Annotated in this window: 8 protein-coding genes; 5 read left to right on the top strand and 3 right to left on the bottom strand. The window is 62.5% G+C overall.

Going from position 1 to position 12283, the window contains the following annotated elements; genetic code table 11:
- Positions 1-52 precede the first annotated feature (52 nt).
- On the top strand, positions 53-1258 hold the full coding sequence (locus tag C5L10_RS19855) for a multidrug effflux MFS transporter (protein WP_105431100.1): 1206 nt from the start codon (positions 53-55) through the stop codon (positions 1256-1258).
- Between the two features lie 80 nt (positions 1259-1338).
- On the opposite strand, the gene prfB is transcribed toward C5L10_RS19855, so the two are convergent.
- The 3 genes from prfB to C5L10_RS19840 form a co-directional block, all read right to left on the bottom strand.
- Positions 1339-2470 (bottom strand): peptide chain release factor 2 gene (gene prfB, locus C5L10_RS19850; protein ID WP_105431099.1). Its coding sequence is split into 2 segments (ribosomal slippage): positions 1339-2400 and positions 2402-2470, totalling 1131 coding nucleotides; the frame shifts between segments, so codons are not numbered across the junction.
- Positions 2471-2582: 112 nt separating this feature from the next.
- Positions 2583-5039, bottom strand: a complete 2457-nt coding sequence (locus C5L10_RS19845) for a penicillin-binding protein 1A (protein ID WP_105431098.1) — start codon at positions 5037-5039, stop codon at positions 2583-2585.
- Between the two features lie 256 nt (positions 5040-5295).
- A complete protein-coding gene (locus tag C5L10_RS19840) occupies positions 5296-6507 on the bottom strand; it encodes an N-acetylmuramoyl-L-alanine amidase (protein WP_205837073.1) in 1212 nt (403 codons plus the stop codon).
- A 664-nt stretch (positions 6508-7171) separates the two neighbouring features.
- Between C5L10_RS19840 and C5L10_RS19830 the strand changes: the two genes are divergently transcribed.
- From C5L10_RS19830 to accB, 4 genes are all read left to right on the top strand, one after another.
- Complete coding sequence (locus tag C5L10_RS19830) at positions 7172-10147, top strand: ribonuclease E/G (RefSeq protein ID WP_105431096.1); 2976 nt, start codon at positions 7172-7174, stop codon at positions 10145-10147.
- Positions 10148-10450: 303 nt separating this feature from the next.
- The gene (locus C5L10_RS19825; RefSeq protein WP_105431095.1) at positions 10451-11227 is read left to right on the top strand and encodes a DsbA family protein; all 777 of its coding nucleotides are present in this window, start codon (positions 10451-10453) and stop codon (positions 11225-11227) included.
- A gap of 132 nt (positions 11228-11359) precedes the next feature.
- Complete coding sequence (aroQ, locus tag C5L10_RS19820; protein WP_046605457.1) at positions 11360-11797, top strand: type II 3-dehydroquinate dehydratase; 438 nt, start codon at positions 11360-11362, stop codon at positions 11795-11797.
- A 28-nt stretch (positions 11798-11825) separates the two neighbouring features.
- Positions 11826-12281, top strand: coding sequence for an acetyl-CoA carboxylase biotin carboxyl carrier protein (accB, locus tag C5L10_RS19815; RefSeq protein WP_046667723.1), 456 nt, complete (start codon positions 11826-11828; stop codon positions 12279-12281).
- The last annotated feature ends 2 nt before the right edge of the window (positions 12282-12283 follow it).

The raw sequence follows: 12283 nt of genomic DNA, 5'->3' as shown, positions 1-12283 counted from the left end.
TTCGCCCTGCCGTTACCACGGCAGATGTGGTGACGGGAAAGGTTTTTTCCAAATGCAAAGCAGAGCTCCTTCGCATGCCCTTTCGCTCGGGCTGCTCTCCGCTATCGGGCTTTTCGCCCTCGACATGTATCTCCCGGCATTGCCGACCATCAGCGTAAACCTCAATGCCGACAGCCATGAGGTGCAGGCGAGCCTGATCTCCTTCTTCGTCGCCATGGCAGTTTCGCAGATCGTCTACGGCCCGGTCTCCGACATGTTCGGCCGCAAGAAGCCGCTCTATGTCGGTCTCGCACTTTATGCCATCGGGGCGGTTGGCTGCGCCCTGTCGCCGTCGATAGAGTGGCTGATCGCCTTCCGGTTCCTGCAGGGCATGGGCGCCTGCGCCGGCGTCGTCATCTCCCGCGCCATCGTCCGCGACCTGCATACCGGTCCCGCCGCCGCCCAGCTGATGTCGCGGTTGATGCTGGTGTTCAGCGTCTCGCCTATCCTCGCTCCGCTTGCCGGCAGCATCGTCACCGTGTTCGGCGACTGGCGGCTGATCTTCTGGGTCATGGTCGGCGCGGGCGCCGTCGGGGCCGTCGTTGCGGTGTTCTTCCTCGAGGAAACCCGCCTGCCGGCTGCACGCAGCGAAAGCAGTCTCGCCGGCGCGCTCAGGTCCTACGGCACGCTGCTCCGGGATCCCTATTATCTCGGGCTGGTGCTGATCGCCTCCTTCGGCATGTCGAGCTACATGATCTACGTGGCGAATTCGTCCTTCGTGCTGATCGAGCATTACGGTCTGTCGCCGACCTTCTACAGCATCGTCTTCTCGTGTAATGCGGTTGCCTTTATCGGCATGTCGCAGCTGAACGGCTGGCTCTCCCGCAAGATCGGGCTGCGGAAAGTGATCCGCGGCGCGGTGTTCGGGTATTCCACGATGATGGTCCTTCTGGCGCTCGTCACCTCGCTCGGCATCGACCGTCTCGACGTCATGGCCGCCTTCCTGTTCGGCGGCTACGGCTTCCTCGGCATGATCATTCCGACGGCGGCGGTGCTGGCGCTCGAACATCACGGCCGGATCGCCGGCACGGCGTCGGCGATGATGGGCACGTTCCAGTTCGTGACCTCGGCGGTCGTGATCGGCCTCGGCGGCATGTTCGTCGATGGAACTTCGCTGCCGATGGTTACGGTCATCGCGCTGTGCTCGGTGGTCGTCTTCCTGCTGTCGCTTGTCGTGCTGCGCAGCCGCCAAGGCGCCATGGCGGCCGCCGCGGAATAACCAGCCCATCCACACAACAGAAAAAGCGGCCGGACTTTGCCAAGTCCGGCCGCTTTCGTTTGTGATTCTTCCACGGATCGTCAATCGACGTCAGCGACATCCACATCCGGCTTGCCGCTGATGCGATGCGCCAGGGCAGCTTCCATGAATGGATTGATATCTCCGTCCAGCACGTCGTCCGGCGCCGTGCTGGTCACGCCTGTGCGCAGGTCCTTGACCATCTGGTAGGGCTGCAGAACGTAGGAGCGGATCTGATGACCCCAGCCGATATCGGACTTCGAAGCCGCCTCGGCGTTCGCCGCGTCCTCGCGCTTCTTCAACTCCGCTTCGTAAAGCCGCGCACGCAGCATGTCCCAGGCCTTGGCCTTGTTCTTGTGCTGCGAGCGTTCCTGCTGGCACTGCACCACGATGCCCGACGGCATGTGCGTGATGCGCACCGCCGAGTCGGTCGTGTTGACGTGCTGGCCGCCGGCGCCCGACGAACGGTAGGTGTCGATGCGGCAGTCGCTTTCGTTGATCTCGATGTTGATCGAGTCGTCGATGACCGGATAGACCCAGATGGAGGAGAACGACGTGTGGCGGCGGGCGTTGCTGTCATAGGGCGAAATGCGGACCAGGCGGTGGACGCCCGATTCGGTCTTCAGCCAGCCATAGGCATTGTGGCCCTTGACGAGGATGGTCGCCGACTTGATACCGGCTTCTTCGCCGTCATGCACTTCCAGAAGCTCGACCTTGAAACGCTGACGCTCGGCCCAGCGGGTGTACATGCGCAGAAGCATGTTCGCCCAGTCCTGGCTTTCCGTGCCGCCGGCGCCGGAATGGACTTCGACATAGGTGTCGTTGCCATCCGCTTCGCCCGACAGCATGGCCTCGACCTGGCGCCGGCCGGATTCCGCCATCAGCGCCTTCAGCGCCTCTTCGGCTTCCTTGACGATCGCTTCGTCGCCCTCTTCCTCACCGAGTTCGATGAGTTCGATATTGTCGTTGAGCTGTTGCTCCATGGCCTTGACGCCATTGATGCCGTCGTCGAGCTGCTGGCGCTCGCGCATCAGCTTCTGCGCTTCCGCAGCATCGTTCCAGAGGTTCGGATCCTCTGACTTGTTGTTCAACCAGTCCAGTCGTCTTACCGCCTGATCCCAGTCAAAGATGCCTCCTCAGCAGGCTTATGGCCTGCTTGATTTCGTCGACTACATTGATGATTTCCGCACGCATGGCGCTTGTTCTTCGCTCTTTGTGTTGGGGTTTTAGGTGCCGTGGACATAGTTGCAGCGAGCCCGGATGTAAAGCCCGGGCCTGCCGACGAGGCTGCCGCTTCGGATAGCGATCAGAACAGACCCGGCATGCCGGAGGTGACAGCCTGCTGCGCCTGGGGCGAGTTGGTGAAGATCTGGTCCTGGGTCATGTATTCGCCATCGCCGATGACCTGGAAGACGTCGGCCGGGCCGGTGCCGGGCTTGAAGGCCTCGACGATCGTGTCGGGCTGGCCTTCCATGGCCGCCATGCCGGTCTTGCGGTTGACGGCGACGAGCTGCATGCCGTCCGGCACGTGGAACTTTTCGGCAGGCGTCAGCTTGGCGGCCTGGGCCAGGAACTCGCCGAAAATAGGTGCGGCAAGGCCGCTGCCGGTGCCGGCACGGCCGAGCGGTGCCGGCGTGTCGAAGCCGACATACAGACCGGCGACAAGGTTCGGGGTGAAGCCGACGAACCAGGCGTCCTTTTCGTCATTGGTGGTGCCGGTCTTGCCGGCGACGTCACGATCCTTGACCGGGATCTTGCCGGCTGCCGTACCGCGCTGGACCACGCCCTGCATCATCGAGGTGATCTGGTAGGCGGTCATCGGGTCGAGAACCTGCTCGCGGTTGTCGACGATGCTCGGTTCTTCCTGGTTGGCCCAGTCATTGAAGTTGCAGCCGTCGCAGGCACGCTCCTCGTGACGGAAGATGGTCTTGCCGTAACGGTCCTGGATGCGGTCGATGACGGTCGGCTTGATCTGCTTGCCGCCGTTGGCGATGACCGCATAGGCCGAAACCATGCGCATAACCGTCGTTTCGCCAGAGCCGAGCGACATGGCCAGCACCGGCAGCATCTTGTCGTAGATGCCGAAACGTTCGGCATATTCGGCAACCAGTTCCATGCCCATGTCCTGCGCCAGGCGCACGGTCATCTGGTTGCGGGACTTTTCGATGCCGATGCGCAGCGTCGATGGGCCGCCTGAATCGCCGCCGTAGTTTTCAGGCCGCCAGACCTGACCACCGGAGACGATCTCGATCGGCGCGTCCAGGATGACCGAGGCCGGCGTATAGCCGTTGTCGAGCGCTGCCGAATAGACGAAGGGCTTGAACGACGAACCCGGCTGGCGCATTGCCTGGGTGGCGCGGTTGAATTCCGATTGCGAATAGGAGAAGCCGCCGGCCATCGCGAGAACGCGGCCCGTGTTCGGGTCCATGGCGACCAAACCGCCCTGGACCTTCGGCGGCTGGCGCAGCCTGTAGGTCTTGGCCTGCGGATTGATCGGCTCGACGTAAACGACGTCGCCCGGCTTCAGCACGCCGTCCGGAGATTTTGCCGGCTTGCGGGTATTGGTCGAGTCCCGATAGGCCCATTTCATGTCGTCGCCGTTGATCGTGCCCATCTCGCGAGCCGCGTCGACCTTGCCGGCCGCATCCGCCGAGGGTTGCAGGCCGATCGTGGCGGACTTTGCCGAGACCTCGGTGACGACGGCGAGCTTCCATTCCGGCACGTCCGAAAGCGACTTCTGCTTGGCAAGTTCCGGCCCCCAGTCACCGCTCGTGGCGATTTGAGCGACCGGCCCGTGGAAACCGCGGCGCTCGTCGTATTCCACCAGACCGTTCTGCAGGGCGGCGCGGGCGATGACCTGAAGGTCGGGATCGAGCGAGGTGCGGACCGAAAGCCCCCCTTCATAGAGCGACTTGTCGCCGTAACGCTCGATGATCTGGCGTCGCACTTCTTCCGAGAAATAATCCGATGCGAAAACATGGGCGCCGGTCCGGCGCTGCTTGACGCCGAGTGGCTGCTTTTTGGCCTCCTCGGCATCGGCCTGGGTAATGTAGCCGTTCTCGGCCATGCGGTCGACGACCCAGTTGCGGCGCTCGAGCGCTGCCTTTTCGCGGCGGAAGGGATGGTAGTTGGCCGGACCTTTCGGAAGGGCAGCGAGATAGGCTGCCTCGGCCGTCGTCAGCTCGGTCACCGACTTGTCGAAATAGGTGAGTGCCGCGCCGGCGATGCCGTAGGAGTTCTGGCCGAAGAAAATCTCGTTCAGATAAAGTTCGAGGATCTTGTCCTTCGAATAGGTCTGCTCGATGCGGAAGGAGAGGATCGCTTCCTTGACCTTGCGATCGATCGTCTGGTCGGCAGAGAGGAGGAAGTTCTTCGCCACCTGCTGGGTGATCGTCGAGGCACCTTCGGGGCGACGGCCGGAACCCAGGTTCTGGAGGTTCGAGAGGACGGCGCGCCCAAGACCCGTGATGTCGATGCCGGGATGGCTGTAGAAATTCTTGTCTTCAGCGGACAGGAAGGCCGCCTTGACCCGGTCCGGCACCGCCTGAATGGGCAGGAAGAGGCGCCGCTCGCGGGCATATTCCGCCATCAGAGCACCGTTGCCTGCATGCACGCGGGTAGCGACCGGCGGCTCGTAGGAGGCAAGCACCTCGTAGTTCGGCAGGTCCTTGGTCATCCCGGTGAGGTAGATACCCACGCCGGCAGCCACGACCAGAAACAGGACGCAGGCCAAACCAAAGAGATAACCAATCAATCTTACCATATCGGAGCTACCGTTCAGCTTTCATTCGGCGCGTGAAACACACCATCGCATGGTTAGAGGCGTTTTGCACGGTGATTGCACCAGCGCAAGGTGAAAGCGGATCGATCGTCCGCCATCCGTTGCATCTGAGAGATTATCGAATAACCGCCTGAATGTGAGTAAAATAGGGCTCTTAGATGCGATTTCCGGCGTCCGCCCTCCCCCGCGCGATATTGCCCGATGCCTGTGGCACCGGCGCCACGCAGAGTGCGGGAAATCAGCCGCCGTTCGCCATCGCACGGGCACGATAGCGCTTGATGGCGTCAACCATGCGATCGATCACCTTCGACCGCCACGACTCATCCAGCAGCAGCTTTTCATCTTCGACATTGGACAGGAAGCCGAGTTCGAGGAGCACGGATGGAATGTCCGGCGCGCGCAGAACCTGAAAGCCCGCATAACGGTGGGGATTGTTGATGAGCCCGATCTGCCCTTCGAAGGACTGGACGACATTGGTGGCGAGCGCGATCGAAAACGCCTGGGTCTCGCGCCGGGTCAGGTCGAGCAGGATATCGGCGACCTCCGGCGGGCCGCTCTGGAGCGTATAGCCCGCAAGCTCGTCGGACAGGTTTTCGCGGGCGGCAAGGTTTTCGGCCATGCGGTCGGAGGCCTTGTCAGACAGGGTATAGACGGTCGCGCCGCGAATGTCCTTCTGGCCGAGTGTATCGGCATGCAGGGATACGAAGAGATCGGCGTGGCCCTGGCGGGCGAGCGTCACGCGCTCGGAGAGCGAAAGAAACGTGTCGTCGTCGCGGGTCAGGACGGCCTTGATACCCTCGACCTTGTTCAATCGTTCGGCAAGCGTCTTGGCGAAAGCAAGCGTGATGGTCTTTTCGGGCGTCTTGGTGCCCGCTCCCGTCGCGCCGGCATCGATCCCGCCGTGCCCGGCATCGACCGCAACCGTAAAGACATTGTCCTTCTCGGCCATCGCCAGCGCGTCCGGAGCTGCCGCCGTCGGGGTCGCCCAGTTCTGGGTCTTCACCAGATCGGCAAAAACCTCCTTGGAGGCCATTTCCGCATCCAGAACCAGCCTGTAGCTGCCGTTGTCGTTCGACTGAACCTCGGCGATCGACAGTTTCACCGGCCTCTTGGCGGTCAGCACGATGCGGGCGCTCGACTCACCCATCGCGCCGTAGCGGATGTCCTTGAAGAGACCACGCGCGGCCAGATCCTCGGCGGGGAACCCGAAGGCGGTCGCCGGCAGGTCGACGATCACCCGTTCTGGCGCGGCGACGTAATGGACGGAGAATTCCGGCTTTTTCTCGAATTCGATGACGATCCGGGTGCGCGCCTCGTCGCCGGCGACCCGCGCGCTGAAGGCGAGAAGCGGCGGCTGCGGCGTAGCGCGGGCGGAACTCAGGGGAAGGGTCGCGGCGAAGGTTGCCAAAAGAAGAACCGCGCAAGCGATTCGCGCAAAAAAACGCTGCAGGCTTCCGCCGCAGGCCGTCGCTGCGCTTGCCTTTAGATCCGCCCTCAAAACGCCACTCGCATTCAAAGCCCCGCCGCCTGTCGGGCAACCCGCATCAAAGTGCCCGTTCTAGAAGGCATTTGCATGTCAAAAGATGCGAATCAACCGCCCGTTCCCTGCCATCCATAAGGGGTCTAATTCCATCGAGAATATGGCAAACTTGGCTTTTCCCTTGCTATTGTGACAGATAAACCATACAACGCCCGTGAGGGTTAAAGTGTTGACGGGATAGTCTGCCGATAGGCTGGCCAGCCTCTTCAGGACCTGGCGCCGAAGACCGACAGTCATCCGCCGTCGCTACACTTTTTCCTGATACACGATCCAACCGGCGGTGGCCGGAATAATACCGGGTGGCGTGCCACCCACCGCTCATGCGGAGCACATTCATCGGGCCCATGCGGGCCTATGGTATCGTCATTCTCGTTTGGTTTTTGATGTCGCGGCACAATTTTCAGAACCTGGAGAGACCGAGGGAGCAACGCTCCCCGTCATCTTTCCGGTTGCCGTCACAACCGCGCCTGACGGGAACATCTTTATCCGGCGCAACGATCGCATTGCATGACGGGCCTGTCCTCGTGGCAGGCTTTTCTGCATTCTCCCGGCGGCGCCGAGGAGCAGAATTTCAATGGCAGACAAAATGCTTATCGACGCGTCTCACGAAGAGGAGACGCGCGTAGTCGTCGTTCGCGGTAACCGGATCGAGGAGTTCGATTTCGAATCGCAGCATAAGAAACAGATACGCGGCAATATCTATCTGGCGAAGGTGACGAGGGTCGAACCCTCACTGCAGGCCGCTTTCGTCGACTACGGCGGGAACCGTCACGGCTTCCTCGCCTTCGCCGAAATCCATCCCGACTATTATCAGATCCCGCTTGCCGACCGTCAGGCGCTGATGCAGCAGGAAGCCGAGGATCAGCGCAAGATCGCCGAGGCGGAAGCCGCTGATCCGGTGGTCGATCTTGCCCACCAGGAACAGCCGGATGTCGGTATTTCCACCCCGGCACCCGCCGCCGAGCTCGCAAGCGAAGCCGGCGCGGAAGCAGCCGAGGCAAGCCCGGTCGAGGCTGTCGCCGCCGAAGAGGCGGAAAAGCCGAAGGCCAAGCCGCGCCGCAGCCGCGCCCGCAAGAAGCCGGCAGAAGAAGCAGCCGCTCTCGAAGCCGGCGCATCCGAGGGCGAAGGCGCTCCGTCCTCCGAGAACAATGACGACGACGGTTCGACGCCCGGCGAAATGGCCGCGATGGTCGAGACCGATTCGATTTCGGAAGACGTCGACGCCCGCCGCGGCGGCCACAACGACGATTTCGATGACGACGACGATGACGACCACGGCGAGAAGGAAATCATCGAATCGGTCGGCGCCGAAGACGCCATGGAAGAAGTTCCGGACCGGGTCGTGCGCAAGCCGCGCAAGCAGTACCGTATCCAGGAAGTCATCAAGCGCCGCCAGATCCTGCTCGTGCAGGTCGCCAAGGAAGAGCGCGGCAACAAGGGCGCTGCTCTTACCACCTACCTTTCGCTCGCCGGCCGCTATTCGGTGCTGATGCCCAACACGGCGCGCGGCGGCGGCATTTCCCGCAAGATCACCCAGCCGCAGGACCGCAAGCGCCTGAAGGAAATCGCCCGCGAACTCGACGTGCCGCAGGGCATGGGCGTGATCCTGCGCACCGCCGGTGCGAACCGCACCCGCGTCGAAGTCAAGCGCGACTTCGAATACCTGATGCGCCTTTGGGAAAACGTCCGCACGCTGACACTGAGCTCGACCGCCCCTACCCTCGTCTACGAGGAAGGCTCGCTGATCAAGCGTTCGATCCGCGACCTTTATAACAAGGACATTTCCGAGATCATCGTCTCCGGCGAAGAAGGCTATCGTGAAGCGAAAGACTTCATGAAGATGCTGATGCCGAGCCATGCCAAGGTGGTCCAGCCCTATCGCGACCTGCATCCGATCTTCGCCCGCTCGGGCATCGAAGCGCAGCTCGACCGCATGCTGCAGCCGCAGGTGACGCTGAAGTCCGGCGGCTACCTGATCATGAACCAGACGGAAGCGCTGGTCGCCATCGACGTCAACTCCGGCCGTTCGACCCGCGAACACTCGATCGAGGAAACGGCGCTCCAGACCAACCTGGAAGCGGCGGAAGAAGTCGCCCGCCAGCTTCGTCTGCGCGACCTTGCCGGCCTGATCGTCATCGACTTCATCGACATGGAAGAGAAGCGCAACAACCGCGCCGTCGAGAAGAAGCTGAAGGATTGCCTGAAGAACGACCGCGCCCGCATCCAGGTCGGCCGCATCTCGCATTTCGGCCTACTCGAAATGTCGCGCCAGCGCATCCGCGCCTCGGTTCTCGAATCAACGACGCAAATCTGCACCCATTGCGGCGGCACCGGCCATGTGCGCTCGCAGTCGTCGGTCGCCCTGCACGTTCTGCGCGGCGTCGAGGAACACCTCCTCAAGAATACCACGCACGACATTACCGTGCGCACCACGCCTGACATCGCGCTCTACCTGCTCAACCACAAGCGCGCGTCGATCATCGACTACGAGAACCGCTTCGGCGTCTCGATCCTCATCGAATCGGATGTCAGCATCGGCTCCAGCCACTTCGCGATCGATCGCGGCGAGCCGGTCGAAAACCCGGTCAAGATCGAAAGCCTGATGCAGTTCGCGGTCCCCGTCGAAGAGGACGATGACGACATCGTCATCGAGGCCGACGAGGATGAAGAAGAAGAGACCGTCGCAGCGGCGGCGCAGCCGGCAGCTGCCAATGCCGAGCGGACCCAGCCGCAGGGCGACGACCCGAACGGCCGCAAGCGCAAGCGCCGCCGCCGGCGTCGCAACCGTGGCGGAGAAAAGGGCGGTGACGCCCAGACCGCCCAGGGCGGCAACGACGACATGGCCGATGGCGACGAGGACGGCGACGAAGGCGAGGACGACGTTTCCGAAGCCGGCGAAGCATCCGACGCAACGGTTGCCGCCGATTCGGACTCGGAAGAAAACCGCCGCAAGCGCCGCCGCCGCGGCAAGCGCGGTGGTCGTCGCAATCGCAACGGTGAGGACGGACAGGAGCTGAGCGCTTCGGAGGACGGCGAAGCGGCCGACGAAGACGCATCCAGCGAAGACGTAGCGGCAGTGCCGGCAGCAGCCGTAGCGGAAGCCTCCGAAGAGGCTGCCGTCGAGGCTGTCCCGGCTCCCGCCGAGGCGGAAGCAGCACCTGGCGGCAAGCCGGAAGCCAAGCCCCGCCGTTCCCGTCGTGGCAAGGCGGCGACTGCGGCCGACGCACCGGCTGCGGAAGAAGCGGCTGCGGTTGTTCCGGCTCCGGTGGAAACCGTCGTCGAGCAGGTCGAAGCCGCGCTCGGCCAGGAGCCGCAGGCTCCCGAAGCCGCTCCGATTGAAGCCACGCCTGCCGAAGAAGCTCCCGTCGCAGAGGCCGAGCAGGCCGATAGCGGTGAAGCAAAGCCGGCACGGGCCAACCGCGCATCGAACATCTCCTCCTCCGTCGAGGCGGTGGTGAAGAGCTCCGATCCCGTCGCAGCGCCCGAGACCGAAGGCGATACATCGAAGCCGAAGAAAGCCGGCTGGTGGCAGCGCCGCGGCTTCTTCTGAGCCGAACGAGAACCGACGAAACGGCCGCGCAAGACGCGGCCGTTTTTATTTCGGCCCTGCCCTGGACCTCAGAAACTGGATCAACCGCCTGCCGAAGCGATTCCGAAAACGTGGCTAGCCTGTTGAAATCAGACTCCATTCCGGCATCGGGTCCTCGGTCCGGCCGGCGTCATACGCAGTTGTGAACTGGCGGAAACCGCCTGGACATGATTTTGAGGTTTTTTGGAAAGCCCGACTGGCTTACTTTGGGCACAAACCGCAACAATGGTGCGCGGATTCGTGTGCCGACCCAAGAGGATATGGATGACCCGCCTGTTCAAGACGCCCGTTTTCAAAAGACTGGCCGCCGGCTCGATGCTGGCCCTGGCACTTTCCGCGACCGCCCCGGCTTTCGCCCTGGACGACCAGCAGAAGAAGGAAATGGGCCAGTTCATCCGCGAATACCTGCTGCAGAACCCGGAAGTGCTGGTCGAAGTCCAGAACGCGCTGGAGGCCAAGCAGCAGACCCAGCGCGTCGAGCAGTCGACCAAGGCGATCGCGGACAACAAGCAGGCGATCTTCTCCTCGCCGACCGACATTACCCTCGGCAATCCGAAGGGCGACGTCACGGTCGTCGAATTCTTCGATTACAATTGCGGCTACTGCAAGCGGGCGCTTTCGGACATGGACGACATCCTTTCCAAGGATAAGAACGTCCGTTTCATCCTCAAGGAATTCCCGATCCTCGGACCGGACTCGGTCGCCGCTCATCGGGTGGCCAACGCCGTGCGCCTGGTCGCGCCGGAAAAATATGCGGAATTCCATCGCGAACTGCTTAGCGGTAAGCCACACGCTTCGGAAGCCACCGCCATTGCGGTCGCAAGCGCCCTCGGCGTCAAGGAGGCGGCGATCCGCAAGTCCATGGCCGACCAGCCGAACGACGACCTAGTGCGCGACGCCTACCGGCTCGCCAACGCGATCGGCATCACCGGCACGCCGACCTATGTGGTCGGCGACGAAGCCGTCTTCGGCGCCGTCGGCCTCGAAACCATCGAACAGAAGGTCGCCAACGTGCGTGCCTGCGGCAAGGCGACCTGCTGACAGGCACCTCCCGAGCGACAGATGTTCCATCGCAGTGGACTCGCGGGCTTTCAGCGCGGCGGGGGCTTTCCCTTGCCGCGTCGGCGGTCTATAGGTGGCCCCTGAATTTCTGCATGGAACAATAGATCAGTGATGAGCAAGACGATCTTCGTCCTCAATGGCCCCAATCTCAATATGCTGGGCAAGCGCGAGCCGGGCATCTACGGTGCGGCCACGCTGAAGGACGTCGAGAAAGACTGTATCGCCGCCGGCAGGGAACTCGGCTTCGATGTCGATTTTCGCCAGAGCAATCATGAAGGCGTGCTGATCGACTGGATGCACGAGGCCAATGAAAAGGCCGTCGGCGTCGCCATCAACGCGGGCGCCTATACGCATACCTCGATCGCATTGCACGACGCCATCAAGGCGATCTCCGTGCCGGTGATCGAGCTTCATATCTCGAATGTCCACGCGCGGGAGGAATTCCGCCATCATTCGATGATCGCACCGGCGGTAAAGGGCGTGATCTGCGGTTTTGGCACCGCGAGCTACATTCTGGCGCTGCACGCCTTGAAATCCATTACCGCCTGACAAGATAAACAGAACAATAGGGTTTGCCATGTCTGACAAGAAGAACGGTATCGACAAGGGACTGATCCGCGACCTCGCGAACATCCTCAACGATACCGACCTCACCGAGATCGAAGTCGAACAGGACGATGTGCGTATTCGTGTATCGCGCGTCGGTACGACTCAATATGTCCAGGCTCCGGTCGCAGCGCCCGCCTATGCCCCGGCTGCAGCTCCCGTAGCCGCAGCAGCGCCCGCAATCCAGGACAACAAGAACGCGGTCACTGCGCCGATGGTCGGCACCATCTACCTCTCCCCGGCCCCGGGTTCGCGCGCCTTCGTTGAAGTCGGCGCCACCGTCAAGGAAGGCCAGACGCTGCTGATCATCGAGGCCATGAAGACGATGAACCAGATCCCGTCGCCGCGCTCCGGCAAGGTCACGGAAATCCTGGTCAACGACTCTCAGCCCGTCGAGTACGGCCAGCCGCTCGTCGTCATCGAGTAAGG

Origin of the sequence: Neorhizobium sp. T6_25, from assembly GCF_002968555.1 — a bacterium.
Taxonomy (GTDB): Bacteria; Pseudomonadota; Alphaproteobacteria; order Rhizobiales; family Rhizobiaceae; genus Neorhizobium.
This window is presented reverse-complemented; position numbering and strand designations above follow the sequence as displayed.